At 55.7% G+C, this 20,339-nt stretch carries 22 protein-coding genes; 11 read left to right on the top strand and 11 right to left on the bottom strand.

Features of this window, described 5'->3' with window-relative positions:
• Nucleotides 1–28 precede the first annotated feature (28 nt).
• Nucleotides 29–1,252 carry an MFS transporter gene (locus tag CU041_RS17350; protein WP_101247859.1) on the top strand — a complete coding sequence of 408 codons (1,224 nt, stop codon included), beginning with the start codon at nucleotides 29–31 and terminating at the stop codon, nucleotides 1,250–1,252.
• A 106-nt stretch (nucleotides 1,253–1,358) separates the two neighbouring features.
• Here the strand turns inward: CU041_RS17350 and CU041_RS17345 are convergent, their stop codons facing one another.
• Nucleotides 1,359–1,682 carry a hypothetical protein gene (locus CU041_RS17345; protein ID WP_101247858.1) on the bottom strand — a complete coding sequence of 108 codons (324 nt, stop codon included), beginning with the start codon at nucleotides 1,680–1,682 and terminating at the stop codon, nucleotides 1,359–1,361.
• 132 nt (nucleotides 1,683–1,814) lie between these two features.
• A complete protein-coding gene (locus CU041_RS17340; RefSeq protein WP_068517074.1) occupies nucleotides 1,815–2,507 on the bottom strand; it encodes a glutathione S-transferase family protein in 693 nt (230 codons plus the stop codon).
• A gap of 154 nt (nucleotides 2,508–2,661) precedes the next feature.
• Here CU041_RS17340 and CU041_RS17335 point away from each other — a divergent pair, with 154 nt between their 5' ends.
• The 3 genes from CU041_RS17335 to CU041_RS17325 all read left to right on the top strand — a co-directional run bounded on the left by CU041_RS17335 (nucleotide 2,662) and on the right by CU041_RS17325 (nucleotide 5,431).
• On the top strand, nucleotides 2,662–3,357 hold the full coding sequence (locus CU041_RS17335; protein WP_101247857.1) for a glutathione binding-like protein: 696 nt from the start codon (nucleotides 2,662–2,664) through the stop codon (nucleotides 3,355–3,357).
• A 228-nt stretch (nucleotides 3,358–3,585) separates the two neighbouring features.
• Nucleotides 3,586–4,803 (top strand): zinc metallochaperone GTPase ZigA, encoded by a 1,218-nt coding sequence (zigA, locus tag CU041_RS17330; RefSeq protein WP_101247933.1) that lies wholly within the window; start codon nucleotides 3,586–3,588, stop codon nucleotides 4,801–4,803.
• A 103-nt stretch (nucleotides 4,804–4,906) separates the two neighbouring features.
• On the top strand, nucleotides 4,907–5,431 hold the full coding sequence (locus CU041_RS17325) for a TspO/MBR family protein (RefSeq protein ID WP_101247932.1): 525 nt from the start codon (nucleotides 4,907–4,909) through the stop codon (nucleotides 5,429–5,431).
• Between the two features lie 38 nt (nucleotides 5,432–5,469).
• Here CU041_RS17325 and CU041_RS17320 read toward each other — a convergent pair whose 3' ends face one another.
• From CU041_RS17320 to CU041_RS17305, 4 genes are all read right to left on the bottom strand, one after another.
• Nucleotides 5,470–6,687, bottom strand: a complete 1,218-nt coding sequence (locus tag CU041_RS17320) for an MFS transporter (protein WP_233433158.1) — start codon at nucleotides 6,685–6,687, stop codon at nucleotides 5,470–5,472.
• Nucleotides 6,688–6,799: 112 nt separating this feature from the next.
• Nucleotides 6,800–7,648 carry a DUF3750 domain-containing protein gene (locus CU041_RS17315; RefSeq protein WP_101247856.1) on the bottom strand — a complete coding sequence of 283 codons (849 nt, stop codon included), beginning with the start codon at nucleotides 7,646–7,648 and terminating at the stop codon, nucleotides 6,800–6,802.
• A gap of 148 nt (nucleotides 7,649–7,796) precedes the next feature.
• Nucleotides 7,797–8,126, bottom strand: a complete 330-nt coding sequence (locus tag CU041_RS17310; protein ID WP_101247855.1) for a hypothetical protein — start codon at nucleotides 8,124–8,126, stop codon at nucleotides 7,797–7,799.
• 42 nt (nucleotides 8,127–8,168) lie between these two features.
• Entirely contained in the window at nucleotides 8,169–9,146 is a 978-nt protein-coding gene (locus tag CU041_RS17305) for a helix-turn-helix domain-containing protein (RefSeq protein ID WP_101247854.1), read from the bottom strand.
• Nucleotides 9,147–9,462: 316 nt separating this feature from the next.
• On the opposite strand from CU041_RS17305, the gene CU041_RS17300 reads away from it, so the two are divergent.
• The 7 genes from CU041_RS17300 (at nucleotide 9,463) to CU041_RS17270 (ending at nucleotide 16,304) form a co-directional block, all read left to right on the top strand.
• Entirely contained in the window at nucleotides 9,463–10,680 is a 1,218-nt protein-coding gene (locus CU041_RS17300; RefSeq protein WP_082817652.1) for an amino acid ABC transporter substrate-binding protein, read from the top strand.
• Between the two features lie 103 nt (nucleotides 10,681–10,783).
• Complete coding sequence (locus tag CU041_RS17295; protein WP_101247853.1) at nucleotides 10,784–11,653, top strand: branched-chain amino acid ABC transporter permease; 870 nt, start codon at nucleotides 10,784–10,786, stop codon at nucleotides 11,651–11,653.
• Nucleotides 11,653–12,636: a branched-chain amino acid ABC transporter permease gene (locus CU041_RS17290; protein ID WP_082817651.1), complete on the top strand. Its 984-nt coding sequence runs from the start codon at nucleotides 11,653–11,655 to the stop codon at nucleotides 12,634–12,636. The genes CU041_RS17295 and CU041_RS17290 overlap by 1 nt, the downstream gene beginning before the upstream one ends.
• Nucleotides 12,633–13,367, top strand: a complete 735-nt coding sequence (locus CU041_RS17285) for an ABC transporter ATP-binding protein (protein WP_101247852.1) — start codon at nucleotides 12,633–12,635, stop codon at nucleotides 13,365–13,367. Before CU041_RS17290 ends, CU041_RS17285 begins: the two co-directional genes overlap by 4 nt.
• Nucleotides 13,360–14,076, top strand: coding sequence for an ABC transporter ATP-binding protein (locus CU041_RS17280; protein WP_068517067.1), 717 nt, complete (start codon nucleotides 13,360–13,362; stop codon nucleotides 14,074–14,076). Before CU041_RS17285 ends, CU041_RS17280 begins: the two co-directional genes overlap by 8 nt.
• 52 nt (nucleotides 14,077–14,128) lie before the next feature.
• The gene (locus tag CU041_RS17275) at nucleotides 14,129–15,586 is read left to right on the top strand and encodes an aldehyde dehydrogenase (protein WP_068517066.1); all 1,458 of its coding nucleotides are present in this window, start codon (nucleotides 14,129–14,131) and stop codon (nucleotides 15,584–15,586) included.
• A 259-nt stretch (nucleotides 15,587–15,845) separates the two neighbouring features.
• On the top strand, nucleotides 15,846–16,304 hold the full coding sequence (locus tag CU041_RS17270) for a DUF4870 family protein (RefSeq protein ID WP_212733820.1): 459 nt from the start codon (nucleotides 15,846–15,848) through the stop codon (nucleotides 16,302–16,304).
• A gap of 99 nt (nucleotides 16,305–16,403) precedes the next feature.
• Here the strand turns inward: CU041_RS17270 and CU041_RS17265 are convergent, their stop codons facing one another.
• From CU041_RS17265 to CU041_RS17245, 5 genes are all read right to left on the bottom strand, one after another.
• Complete coding sequence (locus tag CU041_RS17265; protein WP_101247851.1) at nucleotides 16,404–16,877, bottom strand: YaiI/YqxD family protein; 474 nt, start codon at nucleotides 16,875–16,877, stop codon at nucleotides 16,404–16,406.
• A gap of 35 nt (nucleotides 16,878–16,912) precedes the next feature.
• Complete coding sequence (locus CU041_RS17260) at nucleotides 16,913–18,133, bottom strand: MFS transporter (protein ID WP_233433157.1); 1,221 nt, start codon at nucleotides 18,131–18,133, stop codon at nucleotides 16,913–16,915.
• A 155-nt stretch (nucleotides 18,134–18,288) separates the two neighbouring features.
• Nucleotides 18,289–19,017, bottom strand: a complete 729-nt coding sequence (locus CU041_RS17255; protein WP_101247850.1) for an amino acid ABC transporter ATP-binding protein — start codon at nucleotides 19,015–19,017, stop codon at nucleotides 18,289–18,291.
• Nucleotides 19,004–19,657 (bottom strand): amino acid ABC transporter permease, encoded by a 654-nt coding sequence (locus CU041_RS17250; RefSeq protein WP_068517061.1) that lies wholly within the window; start codon nucleotides 19,655–19,657, stop codon nucleotides 19,004–19,006. Before CU041_RS17250 ends, CU041_RS17255 begins: the two co-directional genes overlap by 14 nt.
• Entirely contained in the window at nucleotides 19,650–20,321 is a 672-nt protein-coding gene (locus CU041_RS17245; RefSeq protein WP_068517060.1) for an amino acid ABC transporter permease, read from the bottom strand. Before CU041_RS17245 ends, CU041_RS17250 begins: the two co-directional genes overlap by 8 nt.
• Nucleotides 20,322–20,339 lie beyond the last annotated feature (18 nt).

Here is a 20,339-nt window from a genome sequence, read left to right as displayed (position 1 = left end):
AAATCAATTCCGCTTTACGGAGCTTTCAATGACCACCGCGCAAACAACTGCTGATCCGCAGCAGATCACGGCGGCCCCGTCGCGCAACATCATCTTTGCGCTTGCCCTTGGTGCGGGATCGGCCGTGGCCTCGATCTATTATACCCAGCCGGTTCTCAACATGATCGGGACCGAACTTGGGCTTGGTGTCGGGACAACCGGACTGATCCCGACCGTGACCCAGGTCGGATATGCTTTGGGCATTCTGTTCCTGTTGCCGCTTGGCGACCGTTATGATCGAAGGACCCTGATCGTTCTTAAAAGTGTCCTGCTTGCCGCCATGCTTCTGACCGGCAGCATTTCACCGGGCCTGAACACCATCCTGTTTACAAGTCTTCTGATCGGCATCACCGCAACCATGGCCCAGGACATTGTCCCGGCCGCCGCCATCCTGTCGCCCAAACATCTGCATGGCAAAACCATTGGTACCGTCATGACCGGTCTTTTGATCGGGATCCTGCTGTCACGCACGGTCAGTGGCGTGATCGCCGAATATTTCGGATGGCGGATTGTGCTGCAACTCGCTGCGGTTCAAATCCTGATCATCGGCTTTGCGCTTTGGAAAATCCTGCCACCGTTCCAAACCCACGCAACGATGAGCTATCCCAAACTCCTGCAATCCCTTGCTCATCTTTGGGCTGAACATCCATCGCTGCGCCATGCGGCCATTGCACAGGCATTCCTTGCGGTTGCCTTCAGCGCGTTCTGGTCGTCGCTTTCGCTGATCCTCCATCAACGCTATGGGCTTGGCAGTGACGTTGCCGGTGCCTTTGGCTTGCTTGGTGCTGTCGGGGCCCTGATGGCACGCTATGCCGGAAGCCTTGCCGATCGCCATGGCCCGGCACGGGTTACCAAACTGGGCTCCGTCATCCTGATCCTGTCCTTTGCCATCATGTGCATGGTGCCCGCACTGTCATCGGTCAGTGCACAGCTTGCCATCCTTGCCATTGGCACCATCGGCTTTGACCTGGGGGTTCAGGCGTCTCTGGTTTCGCACCAGACCATTGTCTATCAAATCGCCCCCGAAGCCCGCAGCAGACTGAACTCGGTCTTCTTTACCGTGATGTTTGTCGGCATGGCATCCGGTTCGGTTCTTGGCACCCAGCTGTTTGCCGGCGGCGGTTATCTGTCGGTGATGGCGGTCGGTATCCTGGCTGGCATCATCAGCCTGACCATCAGAATGGTCGCCGATCGCAAGGCGGCGCAGTCCTGATCACCAACCATGATCCTGTTTGATCGGATAACGAAAAACACCCCGTCCAAAACCGGGGTGTTTTTACATCTGGCGACCTGAAGCGCGCGAGCCGACAGCGCGATTTTCATGCGGAGGTCACGGTGTGACTGGCTTCTGCCGCTTCAGGCACGTCATCGGCGACAATCGCCAGACGAAAACCTTTATAATGTTTTCGGAGCATCATCCGTACAACGATGAACTGCCAGAAAAACATCCATAGAGCATTGAAAAGCCAAACGATAAATCCGCCGTCAAGCGTTGCGCCAGATACCTTGTTAAAGAAGCCGATACCAAAATGGATAACGAAACTGATCACAAAGCCGCCGACAAACGCCCCCGCAAACGATCGCCAAGTCAACAGCCACCATACGCGCACAATTCGCCCGTCTGTAAGTTCGAGTTCCTGCATGCAAGCAACCTCTTTCGAAAAGTTTGGGCATGGCCTTTTGATTGCAAAATATAACAACTATTGCACTTTAAAGATGCATTCATTGCAAGACCAAACTTCCCGGCGTGATCGCTCTCACAAAGGAATGCCCAATCAAACGTAGTTTGACGGGAACATTGCGCGTTTGGCGTCTTCGTCCATTTCGGTCTTGAAGCTGTGACCTTTGCCGACATCGCGTGCGGCAATTGCCGCCGGGTGACTGTTCATCGCCGCGAACCAGCGTTTCAGGTTGGGATAGTTATCCATCACATCCGGGTTCTTGTGCACATAGGGCGCCTTGTCGATCCAGCCCCAGGCCGAAATATCAACGATGGTCATTTCATCGCCGACAATAAATTCACGGCCCTTCATATGATCTTCAAGAACCTGATAATGCCGGGCGATTTCATTGCGGTAACGGTTCACACCATAATCGCTGCCTTCCGGGGCGACATACTGGAAATGCACCGCCTGACCGGAAAACGGACCAAGACCGGTGGCAATGAACATCAACCATGAAAGAAGCTCGCCACGATCTTCCGGCTTGCCCAGAAACTTGCCGGACTTTTCGGCCAGATACATCAGGATGGCATTGGAATCAAACACCCGGACTTCCGTGCCGCCGGCCCCGTCGGTATCGACAATGGCTGGCACCTTGCCATTGGGATTGACCGCGCGAAAGGCCGGGTCATGTTGCTGACCCTTGCGGGTGTCGACCGGCAGAACTTCATATTCAAGCCCGGATGCCTCAAGCATCATCGAGATTTTCTGCGGGTTCGGGGTCGGATGAAAATAGAAGCGGATCATCAATGGTCTCCTTGCGGGCCCGCCTGATAACACAAAGCTGTGACCCGGTATTGCATTTTGGAACGTTCGTTTTAAATTGACCGATAATGTCTCAGTTGGCAAGGTTCCTTTATTGACCCTGCCACTCAAAAATCATCACAGGAGCCCCAAGCCCATGATTGACCTTTATTACTGGCCCACCCCGAACGGCCACAAGATCACGCTGTTCCTTGAAGAAGCCGGGCTGGATTACAAGATTTTCCCGGTCAATATCAGTGCCGGTGACCAGTTCAAGCCGGAATTCCTGGCCTTTTCGCCAAACAATCGCATGCCGGCCATCATCGACCATGATCCGGCAGATGGCGGCGATGCCATAACGGTGTTTGAATCCGGGGCGATCTTGCAATATCTCGCCGAAAAGACCGGCAAGTTCCTGCCGACTGATATACGCGGCCGCAAAACGGTAATGGAATGGCTGTTCTGGCAGATGGGCGGACTCGGTCCGATGGCCGGGCAGAACCATCATTTCGGCACCTATGCCCCTGAAAAAATCCCCTATGCCATCACGCGTTACGTCAACGAGACCAACCGTCTTTACGGTGTGCTGAACAAGCGTCTCGAAGGCCGCGACTTCATTGCCGGTGATGCATATACCATTGCTGACATGGCATCCTATCCGTGGATCGTCAGCCATGAAAAACAGCAACAGGATCTCAATGACTTCCCGAACCTGAAACGCTGGTTTGAAACCATCAAGGCGCGCCCGGCCACCATTGCCGCCTACAAGGCCGCCGAACCATTCACCGCACAGCCTGCTGTGACGGAAGAAGGCAAGAAAATCCTGTTTGGACAGACATCCAAACCGGCCTGATACCGAAACAGACCCGGCGGTCCCTGCCGGGTCTTTTTTTTTGACCGGATCGTCTGTACCGGCAGCTTGTGCCCCCACCTATTACCTTCCCCCTTTACCCGCCCATTTTTCCAGGCCTTTTGCCAGGCCTTTCTGGCAAGCCTTTCGGGACGTCTTACTTTTTTGATTGCATTACGGCTCCCTTCCTCATAAATGTTACGTTATAACATAACATTTATGGTCGATCTGATGAAACGCCTTCCCGTTACTGTTCTGTCCGGCTTTCTTGGTGCAGGCAAAACCACTCTTCTCAATCATGTTCTCAACAACCGCCGTGGCTTGCGAGTTGCGGTCATTGTCAATGACATGTCCGAGGTCAATATTGATGCCGACCTTGTGCGCAATGGCGGGTCGGAGCTTTCCCTGACCGATGAAAAGCTGGTCGAAATGACCAATGGCTGCATTTGCTGCACCTTGCGCGATGATCTTCTGGCCGAGGTCCGCCGCCTCGCCGAACAGGGACGCTTTGACTATCTGCTGATTGAATCAACCGGTATTTCCGAACCGTTGCCAGTCGCGGCTACCTTTGATTTTCGCGATGAAAACGGCCAGTCGCTTGGTGATATTGCCCGTCTTGATACCATGGTGACGGTTGTCGATGCCGCGCGCATGATTGCCGATTACAGTTCCACCGACTTTCTGTCCGACCGCGGCGAAAGCCTGGGCGACGGGGATGACAGATCGATTGTTGATCTTCTGGTTGATCAGATCGAATTCGCCGATGTGATCGTTGTTAACAAGCTTGATCTTGTCGATACCGAACAACGCCAATCGGTACTGGCCATTCTAAGGGCCCTGAATGCCGATGCCGAAATCATCGAAACCACCAACAGCATCGTAGACCCACAACGCATCCTCAATACCGGACGGTTTGATTTTGAACGGGCGCAAAATCATCCGCTGTGGGCCAAGGAACTCTATGGCTTTGCCGATCACGTGCCCGAGACCGAAGAATACGGGATCAAAAGCTTTACCTTCCGCACATCCCTGCCCTTTCACCCGCAACGGTTTCACGCCTTCATCAATAGCGAATGGCCAGGCGTCCTGCGTGCAAAGGGGCATTTCTGGCTGGCGACCCGCCCGGACTGGGTCGGTGAAATCAGTCAGGCCGGGGCTGCTGTCAAGACAGAGGCCCTTGGCACATGGTGGTGCGCGGTTCCGCGTGATCAATGGCCTGACAATCCGGCATGGCGCGATATGGTATTTTCAAAATGGGATCCGGTCTTTGCCGATCGCCGTCAGGAAATCGTCTTTATCGGTCAGAACATGAACGAAGCCGCCTTGCGCCAACGTCTTTCGGACTGCCTTGTCGATGAGGCTGACGATATTCTGGCCTCATCCTTTGATCCGGCGCGTTATGCCAATCTGCCTGATCCGTTTCCGCGATGGGGCAAAAGGGCTGCATAAACCGGGTACCAGCCAAGCCGATTTCGAAACGCATGCCATGTGGTTATGATGTCCGAAACATGCGACTATCACCACATGGCTGCCCCAAATGATCGGAATGGAAATGCGTGATCCACATGCCGAAACCCGCACCCCCAATCACCGTACCCCCAATCACCGCACCCGGGTCTTTGCGCTGATTGCCTTTATGGTATTGTGCCTGATCATATCGGCCGCAGGTGGTGCCGTAACCGCAACCAGTGTCAATGACTGGTACGCAGGCTTGCAGAAACCGGCCTTCAATCCGCCAAACTGGCTGTTTGGTCCGATGTGGACCATCATTTATTTCCTGATCGCCTTTAGCGGCTGGCGGGTCTGGCTCAAAGCCGGCATCGCCAATGCCAAGGGCCTGTTTATTGTTTACGGGCTCCAGCTGACGCTTAATCTCGCATGGTCATTTTTGTTCTTTGGCGCCCAGTCACCTTTTTGGGGGCTGGTCGATATTGTGATCCTGCTTGCCCTGATCATCGTCAATTGCGCGATGTTTCTCAAAATTGACCGGCTGGCGGGCATCCTTCTGATCCCCTATGTGCTTTGGGTCGGGTTTGCTACCCTTCTGAACGGGGCGATCTGGCATCTTAACGGCTAGGATCAGGGCCAATTTCACGGCCTGTTTTGCGCTCTCGCCTATCTCGCGCCCGGCGTCTGTCCCCGCATAACCACCACCCCGAACAGGATCAGGGCCATCACACAGGCCACGGCGCCGGCAACAAAGGTCATATAGGTGCCAAACTGTTCCCAGATCAGCCCGGCCATCACATTGCCCAGCATCAGCGCAACGCCGCAGACCAGGTTAAACACCCCGAAGGCCGTGCCGCGCAGACGTTCCTGACTGTGATCGGCAACCAGCGTCGCAATCAGCCCCTGTGACATGCCCATATGCAGCCCCCAAAGCCCGATGCCAATCACATAGCCGGCAATCCCCGGCGCAAAGGCAATGACCAGATCGGCCAGCGCCAGCACCGCAATGCTGCCCACCAGAAGCCCGCGCCGCCCGATCCGGTCCGACATCACCCCGACCGGATAGGCACACAGGCCGTAAACCAGATGCATCAACACCAGAACCAGCGGCACATAACTTGCCGCAATCCCGACCGTGCCTGCTTGCAGCAGTAAAAATGCCTCGCTAAACCGGGCCAGCATCAAAATTGCCGCTGCCGCCATGACAAGCCAGAAACCGCGCCCCAGATCACCGGAACGTTTCAAAAGATCGATTATGGTCTGACGCCCGTCGCGGCCCTGTGCGGTTTCCGGTTCGCGGATACCTGCCACCAGCATCGCCACCGCCAGCACAGCCGGTATAACCGCAAGCCAGAATACCAGCCTGAAATCCCCGCCCGAAGCCATCATGACCAGAACGGCAATCAATGGCCCGACAAAGCCGCCGACCGTATCAAGGGATTTGCGTAACCCGAAACAGGCACCGCGTTTATCGGCCGGGGCGGCGTCGGCAATCAGCGCATCACGCGGCGCACTGCGAATGCCCTTGCCAACCCGGTCAACAAACCGTCCGGCAACAATCGCGCCCAAGCCTTCGGCAAGGGGAAAGAACGGCTTGGCCAGCGCGCCAAACCCGTACCCGACCACAACAAGCCATTTGCGCGATCCGATCAGATCGGAAAACACACCGGCGCATAATTTGGTCGCGGTTGCGGTTGCGATGGCGATGGCCTCGATCAGTCCGATGGTCACCGCCGACAATCCGAGCCCTGAAACCATATAAAGCGGCAACAGGGTTTGCACCATCTCCGAGGACACATCCATAAGAAGACTGACAAACCCAAGGATCCAGACGGTCGCGGGGATTTGGCCCGGACGGGCCAGCAGACTGATTTGGGAAAACACGGCCAAGCCTTGCGAATGGTTCTTATGAACCCAAGATTTCGCCGCATTTCATCGAAATGGCAAGCATTTAAACCAAACGCCGCCCGACGGGATCGGCTATCGGGATCAGGGACTAGCTGCTTGGTCCGGCAAGAACTTCTGCCTGTTCGTTGCGATGCTGCGCTTCTTCGCTTGTCGCAACATCGTCGTCATTATCCTCGGATGCGACATTATCCATGCCAAGCCGTCCAACCGACGGCAACCGCAAGGCCGGGCGATTGAAATCGATCCCGAAATTCAGGCCCAGCACATTGAACTCGATGCCTTCTTCAAGCCCGACCGACAATCCAAGAACGCCAAGCAGATTGGCCTGAACACCCTGCCCGCTTGATGACATGCCCACCGGATTGGTGATCGGGCGGTAATCCTTGCCAATCGCATTGGCCGGCATATCAAGATCAAGGTCGGGGACCTCGCGTCCGATATGGGCGATGAAGGTGTTGCTGTTCGGCCCCGGATAGCTGCGATATTCATTGGGGAACGGATAGCTCGCCACCGCGGCCTCGATCTCGTCAATCAGGGCTTCTGCCGCCTCGCCGCGATGATCGGCCAGAACTTTCGGCTTGGCCCCGAACCACAGGCCATCGGGGATCGCGTAATTCTTGCGGACCACATTGCCGCCACCCCAGCCAACTACGTCATAACGGGTATAGCTGGTTTCACCGGCACGCTTGAAAATGATCCATGGATGAACCGCAAAATATCCGCGCCAGCCAAATGTATCGGCTGCCATCACCATGACAATGGCCTGATTGGCATGATCCTGCGCACTTGGCGCAACCCCCGATGAATAGCGCGGCGCATTGCGCCAGGTATAGCTTTCTTTCTTGTCCTGACCGGGCGGATCTTCGGCAAGACTGATCCCGAATGGCAGGACCAGAACCGCGACAAGCCCAAGAAGAAGTGTTTTGCCTTTACCCAAGGTTTTTCATCCAATCTGATTTCGCGTTGCAATAACATTACGATCAAAGCGAAGAAGTAAGATCAAAAAAAGGCAACGCAACTTTGATCGGCATTCAACAAGCCGTGAGCCGTTGATACATTTTCGCGACATTCGCCATGTCATACCCTTACGGTTTTGACTTCAAGCTCCTGCCAGTTTCGTCACATCCAGCTTCGCGCAACCTATTTCGGGCGATGTCTAATTCTTCAGGCAAAAACAAGTCTCTCCACTCTTCGTTTAGCACCAATGCCTCAACGCTCAGGTCAAGTCTCTGAAGCTTGTATAGCTCTGTATAACCATCATGATGCCGAGGTGAAGCTAGTAGCGCGCGTGCAGTACCAACGCCCTTCCTATCATTGAGCATTTTGAGAAAGTAAGTTGCATTGTAGCCAAGCTCGGCTTTTGCCGCCCGGTAGTTGGCGAACATTGCCTCTGTAAATTTTTCCGGTGTTCCCATTGTCTACTCCCCTAAAAAGCATCCGCAACAGTCTAGATACCTTTATGGCCAGGCGGCAAAGGTATCATCGCGCACCCGTTCTGCCGCGCGGCGCAGTCGCCGGTATGCCCCGGGCGCCTCGCCCATATAGCGTTTGAAAAACCGGCTGAAATAGGCCGGGTCGCGAAAACCAAGCCCATAGGCAATCTGTGCCACACCCAGCGGACTTTGTTCCAGCCGCATGCAGGCTTCGCGCAACACGCGGTCATGAATAACCGTAAGCGGCGGCTTGCCGGTTGCGCGCAAAACAGCCGATCCCAACCGCCTTTCACTGACGCCAAGGGCGGTGGCATAATCGGCCACATTCCAGTGTTCGCGAAAATGAAGCTCAAGCACCTGCAAGAACCGCTGAAAGGTAATCGAGCCCGGTCGATGCTTGTCGCGCTGTTCCATCACATTTTCGGCCAGACGCAACACCATGGTCAGAATGATCTGCAAATGCGCCCCGACCACAAGACTGGCCCCCAGCGCATTTTGCATCAGCTCGGCCCGGATTGCCTCGAAACTGCGGCGCAAATGTGCAATGTTTTCGCCGTTTTCCGACGGGGTCACATTATGCACCGTATCGGCCGCAAGCCGAAGCGGAAGCCCCCCGCCGGCCATACTACCCCCGGCAACACCCGCCCCATCCCCGCAATGACGTGCGACAAGATCATCGGCCACCGACAGCAAATAACCCTCGCTGCCCGCCGTTACCGTAAACCGTTGCGTTTCGCCAAGCGGCAACCACACAAGTGCCGGGGCCCTGCAATCAATCACCCCCTGGCGCAGGGCGATCTGCGCCCGCCCGGACAATAACAGCACTGCATAACACCGGTCGCGCCGCCCCGGATCATTCATCACCCAGCTTTGCGGGGATAACGGATGATCAAACCGGTCCATCATCGCCTGTGCTGTGACCGGCAACAGATCTTCAAACGGATTTTCCGCCAGACGTGCCGGACTGGATACCGGGATATCGCGGGATGACTGCGCACACATGCCTTTTTATCGCCCATCCATTCCAAATGGTTATACGTATAAAAGTACAATTTTTCGTCTTAAAATGTCAATTTCGCTATCTTTACATTGGAACGGTTCCATCGCTTACTAGAGTGACGGTCAAAGGAACCGCAAAAACAACAATACATATTAAAAATGCGTTCCCATTATTTTGCATCTGCGAACTAATGGGCGGGAGGATACGCCGGAGATTTACTTTGAATCCCAAAGTAAATAACAGAATCTCTTTGCCTAAACTCCTGAAATAACGCGCAAACGGGAAAACCGTCTCTGCAAAGAGATCAGGAGGAAAAGCATGCAAATTTCAGCAAAACTGCGCATCGCGACCATTGCTGCGGCGACCACCGCATTGATGAGCACCGCGACGCTGTTTGGTGCCAATGCCCAGGAAACCTATCGCATTGGTTATGCCATTTCGAAAACCGGGCCGGGCGCGCCGGGGGCTGCGACCAGCACCACGCCCAACTATGAAATGTGGGTCAAGGAAATCAACGATGCCGGCGGCCTTAAAGTCGGCGACAAACAGATCCCGATCGAAGTCGTCGAATATGATGACCGATCCAGTTCCGAAGAAGCCGTACGTGCGGTTGAACGCCTGATCAACCAGGACAAGGTCGATTTCATCCTGTCGCCCTGGGGCACGGGCATGAACCTTGCCGTTGCGCCGATCCTTGATCGCGCGGGCTATGCCCATCTGGCCGGTACGGCTGTGACCGACAAGGCACCGCAACTGGCTCAGCGCTGGAAAAACTCCTATTGGCTGCTGGGTACCGGTGAACAATATGCCGTCGAAATGGCCGAATTCCTCAAAGGTCTGAAAGACGCCGGCAAAATCAATGACAAGGTCGCCATGATCGCCGTTGCCGACGGCTTTGGCATCGAACTGTCCAAGGCCGGTCGTGCCGCCCTTGAAGATCGCGACTTTGATCTGGTCTATGACAAAACCTATCCGCTGGGGTCCCAGGATCTTGCAACCATCGTCAATGACATCAAATCGCTTGGTGCAGACACCTTTGTTGCCTTCTCCTATCCGCCGGGCACCCTTGGCCTGACCGAGCAGTCCCGCGTTCTGGGCTTCAACCCCAAAGTTTTCTATGCCGGTGTCGGCACGGCCTTCCCGCTGTATAAGGACCGCTTTGGCGCGGATGCCGAAGGCGTCGTAAGCCTTGGCGGTGCCAGCGAAAACGATCCGAAGATCGCCGACTATATCAAACGTCACATTGCCTTTGCCGGTCGCGAACCGGATCGCTGGGCATCGATCGTCAACTGGGCATCGCTTCAGTCCCTGCAACAGGCAATCGAGCGTGCCGGTTCCACCGACCGCGAAGCTGTGAATGCCGAACTGGCCAAAGGCGGCTTTGATACCATCCTTGGCACCTACAAGCCGGGCGACCAGACCTTCTGGCAGGTCGGTCAGTGGCAGGACGGCAAATTTGTCGGCGTTGCCCCGACCAGCATGGAAGGCGCCCATGAACTTGTCTTCCCGAAACCGGCCTGGAAAGGCGCGAACTGATCGCAGCCTTAAAGGATTGTCGGGGTTTCCGTGTGTGCACAACCGCACGGGAACCCCGACACCTCCCCGTCCGGGACCCGATACCCCCTTTGGGAAGAAGTGAATGTTAAGCTACGCATTATTATCGGGGATTACGCTTGGCGGCATGTATGCCCTTGTCGCCATGGGTCTGACCCTGCAATACGGTGTTTCGCGCATCATGAATCTCGCCTATGGCGAACTGATGATCGTCGCGTCCTTTATTGCCTTTGTTTTCATGACCGCACTCGGGATCAACCCGATCCTTGGTCTTTTGATCATCATTCCGCTCAGCTTCGCGCTGAACTGGGGCATTTATCGCTTTTTGCTGACCCCGTTGGTCGCGCGCGCCAAAAACCGTGGCATGCTTGAAGTTGACAGCATTCTGGCCACCTTCGGCCTGCTGTTCATCGTTCAGGGTGTGCTGCTGGTCTGGTTTGGCGGCAATTATTACAGCTATGATTTCCTTAATGACGCGGTTGACGTGTTTGGCGCGGCCATCGCGGCCAACCGTCTGGTTGCCCTTGGCTTTGCCGTTGTCATTGGTCTTGGTTTCTATCTGATCCTGACGCGTACCCGTATTGGCACCGCCCTTCGTGCGGTTGCGGTTGATCCGACCTCGGCCCGCCTTGTCGCCATTGATGTCAATTTCGCAGCCTGCTTTGCCTTTGCGCTTGGCGGTGCGGTCGCAGCTGTCGGCGGCGTTCTGGTCAGCATGTTCCTGACCTTTTCGACCTCGATGGGTGTTGTCTTTACCATGAAGGCCCTGATCGTTGTGATCATGGGCGGGGTGGGTAACCTTCTGGGCGCGCTGATTGCCGGTCTGATCCTTGGCATCGCCGAAAGTCTGGTGGCAACCTATATCGATCCGGGCCTGACCATTGCTGTCACCTATGTGATCTTCCTTCTGGTCTTGCTGATCAAACCATCCGGCCTGTTCGGGAGGACCGCATAATGACTCCCTTTCTGAAACCCGATTTCATCCGGCCGGTGGCCATCGGTGCCGCAATCTTTGCCGCCCTTGCCTTCCTGCCGTCGCTTGTTGACAGCTACTATATGTCGCTTGCCATCAGTGTCGTCAGCTTCGCCGTGCTTGCCACGGCCTGGTCGATGTTTTCCGGCCCGACGCGCTATATCTCGCTTGCGACTGTCGTGTTCTTTGGCATTGGCGCCTATACGGTCGCAGTCCTCGGTGAAGTCATGGCCTTCCCGCTTGTTCTTCTGTGTGCGGGCCTTGCCGGAACGGTTGTTGCCCTTCTGGTCGGCTTTTCGACCTTGCGACTGGCGGGCGTCTATTTCGTGATCTTTACCTTTGGCCTGACCGAACTGGTCCGTCAGGTTGTCAGTTGGTACGAAGTCAATGTCACCCGTGAAATGGGCCGCTATGTCTTCCTTGATATCACCCAGAATGACATTTACTGGCAGTTGCTGGCCCTGTTTGCCGTATTGCTTCTGACCGGGTTTGTCCTTGGGCGTTCGCGCCTTGGCTTTGCGCTTCGCATCATTGGCGAAGACGAAACCGTCGCCAAACATTGCGGTATTGATGTTACCCGCGTCAAAGTCGCGCTGTTTGTTCTGTCTGCCCTATTCATGACACTGACCGGCGCCATCATCGCACCACGCTGGACCTATATCGATCCGGTGATTGCCTTTAACCCGATGCTGTCATTCCAGGTTGTCATCATGGCACTTCTGGGGGGACCGCGCCGTTTGCTGGGTCCGCTTCTGGGGGTCATTCCGCTGACCCTTCTGTTTGAAGTTCTGACCGCAAGCTTCCCGAACCATTTCAGCATTCTGCTTGGCTGTGTGTTCATGGTGATTGTCTATCTTCTGCCCGGTGGTGTGGTTGGTTTGTATGAAAAATACCGTGCACCGAAAAAACGCACGCTTTCAACCGACACCGAAACCACCCGCAAATCAGGGGAGAAAACAGCATGAATACCGAAATTCTTCTCTCGATCTCGGGCCTGCATAAGGCATTTGGCGGTCTGATTGCGGTCAATCAGATGCAATTTGATGTCCATGCCGGTGAAATTGTCGGCCTTCTGGGTCCGAACGGGTCGGGCAAAACCACGGTGATGAACCTGATTTCCGGTGCCCTTCAGGCCAACGAAGGAAAGGTCGTCATCAGCGGCAAGGACATCACAAACCTGCCCGCCCACAAGATCAGCCATTCCGGCATTGCGCGCACGTTCCAGCTTGTCCGCGTTCTGCCTGATCTTGATTGCGTGGAAAATATTGAAGCCGGTCTTGCCTATCGCACCAATCCGCTATGGGGGGATGCCGCCCATTCGGCTGCCCTTGAACTGCTGGACCGCATCGGTCTTGCCAAACAGGCCCACACGCCTGCCGGTGATCTGACCTATATCGATCAGAAACGCCTTGAACTGGGCCGCGCCCTTGCCCTTCAGCCCAGGCTTCTTTTGCTTGATGAATGGCTGGCCGGTCTGAACCCGTCCGAACTTCAGGACGGTATTGCCCTGGTGCGGCAGCTCAAAGAAGAAGGCCTGACCATCATCATGGTTGAACATGTGATGGATGCGATCAGAAGCCTGTGCGATCGTTGCGTTGTCATGAATGCCGGGGCCAAGATCGCCGATGGCACGCCTGACGAAGTCCTTTCCGATCCCGAAGTTGTCCGCGCCTATCTGGGAGACAGCCATGCTTGATATCAAAAACCTGTCTGTATCCTATGGTAAACACGCAGCCCTGCGCGATGTATCCTTGACCGTTGATCGCGGTGAAATCGTTGTGATGCTTGGCGCCAATGGTGCGGGCAAAAGCAGCCTGCTCAAAGCCTGTGCCGGCCTTGTCACCGCACAGGATGGGACGCGCATCAATCTTTCCGGGGCGGAGCTTACCGATCTTTCCGCCCACAAAATCGTCGAAGCCGGTCTGGCGCTTGTCCCCGAAGGCCGCGGCATTTTCGGCGAACTGACAGTGCGTGAAAATCTTGAACTCGGGGCCTTTGCCAAACGGGCACGCGCATCGGAAAAACAAAACCTTGATCGGGTGATCGGTCTGTTCCCCAAACTGGCCGAACGTTTGAACCAGGCCGCCCGCACCATGAGCGGCGGCGAACAGCAAATGGTCGCCATTGGCCGTGCGCTGATGTCAAATCCCGATATCTTGCTGCTTGATGAACCCTCCCTTGGTCTGTCACCCATCATGACCGGGGATCTGTTCAAGGCGCTTGCCGCCATTCGTACAACCGGGGTTGGTGTTCTTCTGGTCGAACAGAACGCGCACCAGTCCCTTGCCATATCAGATCGGGGATATCTGATTGAAAACGGGGCCATCACCGGACAAGACAGCGCCCGGGCCCTGCAATCCGACCCTGCTGTGCAAAAGGCCTTCCTTGGCCTTGGGGCGGCATGATGCCGCTTTTCGCCACCTCGCAGCAGTAATTGATAAAGTCAGGAGAAACGTCATGAATGATGTAAAATTGTTGATCGGCAACCAGGATGTGAACGCGTCAAACAACCGCACGTTTGAACGCAAAAACCCGGTCACCGGCGAAACCGCAACGGTTGCGGCGGCGGCCAATGCCGCCGATGCCCGCAAGGCCGCCGATGCCGCTGCCGCGGCCTTCCCGGAATGGTCAAAAATGGGCCCGGGTGCCCGTCGCAAGATCCTGCTCAAGGCAGCCGACATCATGGAATCCAAGGGCGACCAGTTCGGCCAGCTTGTCCTTGATGAAACCGGAAGTACCCGCATGTGGGGCGGCTTTAACGCCCATCTTGCGGCCAACATGCTCCGCGAAGCCGGTGCCATGACCACCCAGATCACCGGCGATATCATTCCGTCCGATCATCCGGGCCTGATGGCCATGGGTGTACGTCAGCCGGTCGGTGTTGTTCTGGGCATTGCACCTTGGAACGCACCGGTCATTCTGGGCACGCGCGCCATTGCCATGCCGCTTGCCTGTGGCAATACCGTGGTGCTCAAGGCGTCCGAGCTTTGCCCGGCCCTGCATCGCCTGATCGGTGAATGCCTGGTCGAAGCCGGTGCCCCCGAAGGGGTGGTCAACGTTGTCACCAACGCTCCGGAAGATGCCCCGGAAATCGTCGAAACCCTGATTGCCCATCCGGCGGTACGTCGCATCAATTTTACCGGCTCGACCCGTGTTGGCCGCATCATCGCCAAGCTGGGTGCCGAACATCTCAAACCGGTTCTGCTTGAACTGGGCGGCAAGGCACCGTTCCTTGTTCTGGACGATGCCGACCTTGACGAAGCCGTCAATGGTGCGGCATTCGGCGCCTATATGAACCAGGGCCAGATTTGCATGTCGACCGAACGCCTGATCGTTGACAATGCGGTTGCCGACGAATTCGTTGCCAAACTGGCTGCCAAGGCAAAAACCCTTACCGCTGGCGACCCGGCCAAGGCCGAACACATCCTTGGCGGTGTGGTCAATGTCGAAGCTGTCAATCGCATCGAAGAACTGGTCGAAGACGCGGTTTCCAAGGGTGCCAAACTGGTTGCCGGTTCGGGCAAGGCCAAGGATGGCGTTCTGATGGACGCGACCCTTCTGGATCATGTCACCCCGGCAATGAAAATCTATTCCGAGGAAAGCTTTGGTCCGATCTGTGTCGTCATCCGTGCCGGCAACGAAGACGAAGCCGTTCGCATCGCCAATGACAGCGAATATGGCCTGTCTTCTGCGGTCTTCTCGACCAATATTCCGCGTGCCATGGACGTTGCCAAACGCATCGAAAGCGGCATCTGCCACATCAATAGCCCGACCGTTCAGGACGAAGCACAGATGCCGTTTGGCGGTGTGAAATCGTCCGGTTATGGCCGGTTTGGCTCCCAGGCATCGATCGACGAATTCACCGAAATGCGCTGGATCACCATCCAAAGCGGCAAACGCCACTACCCGTTCTAAGGCCAGTGGAACTGGAACCGGATGGAACTTCTGTCCGGCTCTCCCGTTCAATCAGCTAACGCAGGGGGGAAGCCTGACTTGCACTGAGTTCCCTTGCAAGTCAGGACCTGTGTGCAGGCCGTCGGACTTTATGTCCGGCGGCCTGTTTTGTTTTACAGCCGATTGATTTCAATCACTATTTCCTCGCCTTCACCTGAAGTTCTCTTTAAGGTGGTATCGACTTGTTTATTTTCTCTTCATATTAGATTTTGAGGACATAATGGAAGCAACCACCAATTCCACCCCGCAAGCGCCAAGCGGCGAAGGCCGCAATCTGGCGAACATTGTTTACATTCTTTATCTGGTCGGCTTTGTGACCGGTCTGACGGCGCTGGCCGGGGTCGTCATGGCCTATATGAACCGCACGACAAGCGACGCGGTTGCCGCCAATCATTTCGAACACCAGATTGCCATTTTCTGGCGCGGCGTGATCATCATGGTCATCAATATCGTGCTTTACATGCTGATTGGCGCATTGAGTTTCATGACGCTTGGCATCGGTGCAATTCTGTATATCGTGCCGCTGGCGCTGGGCATTTACTGGTTCGTCTGGACCCTGATCCGCGTCATCAAGGGGATGAACGCCCTTGGCCGTGGCGAAACATTCACGCCCGGCAGCACCCCGGCCATCACCACCGCATCAAACCCGCAGCCTGAACGTCAGGAACCCAGCCTTTAAGGCAATGCCAAAATCACCATCAGCATCCTGACCTGAAAAAAAGAGGCCGTCCTTAAACAGGACGGCCTCTTTTGCATTTGTCTTTGTCTCTCAGTCTGATCAGCCGCGCAGAACCGCCTGCACCAGCACCTCAAGTGCGCTTGAAAATTTCGACCGGTCCTTCTGGGTGAAGGCCGCATTGCGCCCCTGCTCGCCCGTGACTTCGCGCATATGGGCCGCGATCTCGCGCCCGGCCAATGCATTGCCGATATTGGCTTCCGTAAATTCTTGGCCATTGGCTTTAAGCACCCGTGCTCCGATCTCAAGCCCGCGTGACGCCAACGGAATGTCATTGGTGACAATCACATCGCGCGCCCGGGCATTCTCGGCGATCCAGTCATCGGCGGCATCGGGTTCGGGCGGCACGATCACAATTTTGATCAACGGATTGCGCGACGGACGAATACCGCCATTGGACACCAGGATCATCTCGATCCGGTGGCGTTCAGCCACACGTTCACATTCCGCCTTTACCGGACAGGCATCGGCATCCACAAACAAACGCGGGCGTGTATTTTGGGTTTGTTCAGACATGGTGCGATCATCGCCGCACGCCCGACAAAGTCAAGTCATCTTGATGACGCCGCTGTTTTGGCATCCGGGTTAACATCGCGGCTGATCAGCAAAATGACCGCCCCGATCACGGCAAACAGGCATGCCATCAGAACCGTGGTTCGAAAATCATATGCACTGGCGACAACACCGGTCAAAAGATTCCCCAACAAGCCGCCAACAAAAAGCGTGCTGACATAATATCCGGTGGCGATACCGGGCTGGTCCTTGGCGAAGTTTTGCACGAATGTCATGCTGATCCCGGCAAATATCCCGTAATAGGCCCCGTCAAGCACCGCCAGCACCAGCACGTCAACCAGCGTTCCGGCTTCATGGATCAGGCCAAAGAATATCGCGCCCAGCACGGCAGAGATCAGCATTCCCTTACGCTCGCCAACCTTTCGGATCAGCTTGGCACAGAAATAAATCACCACCACTTCGACAAGGCATTTCACACTTAGCGCAAACCCCGCCGATGACGCCACCAGCCCAAGCTCGGCCGAAAAATAAAGCGGCATCGCCGATACAAACACCACATTGGCCGCCGCAATGAAAAACACCGGCACACAGGCCTGCAAAAGGCCGAAATTGAACGGGACTTTCGCACCGGATTTCAGGCTGTTCGGGTGATGGGTTTTGAACGCTGATGGCACAATCAGCAAACAAACCACAAACCAGACCGCCGCCAGCCCCGAAATCGTGAAATAGGTCGCTGCAAACCCGAACGCCCCGTAAAGCGACAGCGATGCTGCTGGCCCGACCATCCAGCCAAGCGATGTCTGAATGCGCAAAAATCCGTTGAATTTGACAACATCGCGCCCGGTCTGCTCGGCAAACAGACGGCCAAATGAATACATCACCGAAAGCGCCCCGGCCCCGATCCCAAGCAGGATCGACACCAGACACAGATAAACCCAGTAATTGCGGATCGCGCCCAGAATGAACATGCCAAGCGCAAAACAAAGGATGCTGGTGATCAAAAGGATTTTGACCGGAAATCCGCGATCAATGGCCCGCCCGAACCCGCGATTGACCAAAAGTGTCACACAGACCTGAACAACCGCCACCATGCTGATTTTCCAGGGCGGCTGACCAAGCCCCTCAACAACATAAAGCCCGGCAAGCGGTGCGGCACTGGACGCGCAAAACGCCCCGACCAGAAGCAATCCCAACACCAGCACCGGGAAACGATCCAGAACCCCGATCACCGCCCCTGTTCGGGCTGCTGTATTTGTCACTCCGTTCTCGGTATGCCCGTCCTCGCGCATAAAACACCCCTGTTCGCCCATGGCATCGGGTTTCGTTCTAGCGCGCCGGAACAAAAATCGCGAAGGACTTCCGGGACTTGGCAGCAAGATGTCATAAAACCATCACAGGACGGTCTGCCAAATCCCTATGCCAGCCCCCCGACAAAACTTGAAAGCTCCGGCGTTTTCGGGTTGGCGAAAACCTCTTCCGGGTCGCCGGTTTCGTGAATGCGGCCCTGATGCATGAAAACAAGTTTGTCACAAACCTCGCGGGCAAACCGCATTTCATGGGTCACCATGACAAGGGTCATGCCTTCTTCGGCCAGTTGGCGGACAACCGCCAGCACCTCGTTGACCAGTTCCGGATCAAGTGCTGATGTCACCTCGTCACACAAAAGCACCTTGGGCTTCATGGCAAGGGCGCGCGCAATCGCCACGCGCTGTTGCTGCCCGCCTGAAAGCTGATCGGGGTAATGCATCATCTTGTCGGCAAGCCCGACCTTGGTCAGCATTTCCTCGGCAATCTCGCGGGCTTCTGGCTTGGATTGCTTTTTGACGACCTGCGGGGACAGCATCACATTTTCAAGCGCGGTGTAATGGGGAAACAGATTGAACTGCTGAAACACCATGCCGACCTGAAGCCGAAGGGCCAGCAAATCCGTATCGCGTTCGCTGATTTTCTTGCCCCCCACCATGATGACACCGTCATCAATCGCCTCAAGCCCGTTGATCGTGCGCAAAAGCGTGCTTTTGCCCGACCCGCTTTTGCCGATCAGGGCAATCACCTGCCCCTCGTCAATGGAAAGATCAATGCCCTTAAGGACTTCCAGCGCGCCAAAGCTTTTGTGAATGGCATGCAATTCAACGAGCGACATTGCGGAACTTTCCTTCCAGATGACGGGCAAACAGCGACAGCGGATAACAAATCAGGAAATACATCACCGCGACACAGCCATAGACCGTAAATGGCGCATAGGTCGCATTGGTGATCATGGTCCCGGCCTTGGTCAGTTCGACAAAACCTATAATCGATGCCACGGCCGTTCCCTTGACGACCTGGACCGAAAAACCGACCGTCGGCGGAATGGCAATGCGAAGCGCCTGCGGCAAGACGATATAGCGCATCTGCTGGGTGAAATTCATGCCAAGGCTGGCCGATGCTTCCCACTGGCCCCGGCCAACCGATTCAACGCATCCGCGCCAGATCTCGGTCAGGAACGCACTGGTAAACAGTGTTAACCCGAATGTCGCGGCCACCCAGGGCGATACATCAAGCCCGATCAGCGGCAAGCCAAAGAACACGATGAAAAGCTGCATCAAAAGCGGGGTGCCCTGAAACAGTTCGACATAGCCGCGTACAAACCGCACGACCCACGGATTGCCCGCCGTGCGCACCATCAAAAGCAACAGCCCGACAATCCCGCCAAGAACGAACGCGGTCAGGGATAGCAACACCGTCCAGCGCGCCGCAAGCAGCAGGTTATAAACAATGTCCCACAGGGAAAATTCAGACATGACGCCGCCGTTCAAACAGGAAATTGCCCAAAACTTTCAACCCCATCCGAAGCAGGATCGACATCGCAAGATAAAGCCCCGTCACCACGAAATAGACTTCAAAGGCCCGGAAATTGATTGCCTGAATATAGTTCGCCCCGAATGTCAGCTCCTCGGCTGCAATCTGCGAACAGACCGACGATCCCAGCATCACAATCACGATCTGACTTGAAAGAGCGGGCCAGATTTTCTTGAGTGCCGGAAGCAAAACCACATAACGGAAAATCTGCACGCGGTTCATGGCAAGGCTTTGGGCCGCCTCGATCTGACCTTGCGGAATGGCAAGGATACCCGCCCGGATGATTTCGGTGGAATAGGCCCCAAGATTGACGATCATCGCCAATACGGCGGCCTGAAATTCGGAAAGCTTCACGCCAAGGGCCGGAAGCCCGAAAAAGATGAAAAACAGCTGCACCAGAAACGGGGTATTGCGGATCAGTTCGACATAGACACCGACAATCTGGCTGATCACCGGGGCGCGCGACGCCCGCGCCCACGCCCCCATGATCCCCAATCCGACGCCGACAACAGCACCGATCACTGTCAATTCTGTCGTCAGGATCATCCCGTCGACCAGAAGTTCCCAATGCGGCACGATCGCGCCAAAGTCGAATTTATATGCCATTGATCTGCAACGATCCCG

Source organism: Thalassospira povalilytica (genome assembly GCF_002844235.1).
Classification (GTDB): Bacteria; Pseudomonadota; Alphaproteobacteria; order Rhodospirillales; family Thalassospiraceae; genus Thalassospira; species Thalassospira povalilytica.
Note: the sequence above shows the minus strand (reverse complement) of the source record. Positions and strands in the feature narration are given on the sequence as shown.

Excerpts from the sequence above, each read along its gene's own strand:
- CU041_RS17250 (WP_068517061.1), bottom strand. The coding sequence starts at position 19,657 with ATGTCTGAATTTTCCCTGTGGGACATTGTTTATAACCTGCTGCTTGCG.
- CU041_RS17335 (WP_101247857.1), top strand. The coding sequence starts at position 2,662 with ATGATTGACCTTTATTACTGGCCCACCCCGAACGGCCACAAGATCACG.
- CU041_RS17265 (WP_101247851.1), bottom strand. The coding sequence starts at position 16,877 with ATGTCTGAACAAACCCAAAATACACGCCCGCGTTTGTTTGTGGATGCC.
- CU041_RS17305 (WP_101247854.1), bottom strand. The coding sequence starts at position 9,146 with ATGTGTGCGCAGTCATCCCGCGATATCCCGGTATCCAGTCCGGCACGT.
- CU041_RS17255 (WP_101247850.1), bottom strand. The coding sequence starts at position 19,017 with ATGTCGCTCGTTGAATTGCATGCCATTCACAAAAGCTTTGGCGCGCTG.
- CU041_RS17325 (WP_101247932.1), top strand. The coding sequence starts at position 4,907 with ATGCGTGATCCACATGCCGAAACCCGCACCCCCAATCACCGTACCCCC.
- CU041_RS17310 (WP_101247855.1), bottom strand. The coding sequence starts at position 8,126 with ATGGGAACACCGGAAAAATTTACAGAGGCAATGTTCGCCAACTACCGG.
- CU041_RS17295 (WP_101247853.1), top strand. The coding sequence starts at position 10,784 with ATGTTAAGCTACGCATTATTATCGGGGATTACGCTTGGCGGCATGTAT.
- CU041_RS17270 (WP_212733820.1), top strand. The coding sequence starts at position 15,846 with ATGGAAGCAACCACCAATTCCACCCCGCAAGCGCCAAGCGGCGAAGGC.
- CU041_RS17280 (WP_068517067.1), top strand. The coding sequence starts at position 13,360 with ATGCTTGATATCAAAAACCTGTCTGTATCCTATGGTAAACACGCAGCC.
- CU041_RS17290 (WP_082817651.1), top strand. The coding sequence starts at position 11,653 with ATGACTCCCTTTCTGAAACCCGATTTCATCCGGCCGGTGGCCATCGGT.
- CU041_RS17340 (WP_068517074.1), bottom strand. The coding sequence starts at position 2,507 with ATGATCCGCTTCTATTTTCATCCGACCCCGAACCCGCAGAAAATCTCG.
- CU041_RS17275 (WP_068517066.1), top strand. The coding sequence starts at position 14,129 with ATGAATGATGTAAAATTGTTGATCGGCAACCAGGATGTGAACGCGTCA.
- CU041_RS17345 (WP_101247858.1), bottom strand. The coding sequence starts at position 1,682 with ATGCAGGAACTCGAACTTACAGACGGGCGAATTGTGCGCGTATGGTGG.
- CU041_RS17245 (WP_068517060.1), bottom strand. The coding sequence starts at position 20,321 with ATGGCATATAAATTCGACTTTGGCGCGATCGTGCCGCATTGGGAACTT.
- zigA (WP_101247933.1), top strand. The coding sequence starts at position 3,586 with ATGAAACGCCTTCCCGTTACTGTTCTGTCCGGCTTTCTTGGTGCAGGC.
- CU041_RS17350 (WP_101247859.1), top strand. The coding sequence starts at position 29 with ATGACCACCGCGCAAACAACTGCTGATCCGCAGCAGATCACGGCGGCC.
- CU041_RS17285 (WP_101247852.1), top strand. The coding sequence starts at position 12,633 with ATGAATACCGAAATTCTTCTCTCGATCTCGGGCCTGCATAAGGCATTT.
- CU041_RS17300 (WP_082817652.1), top strand. The coding sequence starts at position 9,463 with ATGCAAATTTCAGCAAAACTGCGCATCGCGACCATTGCTGCGGCGACC.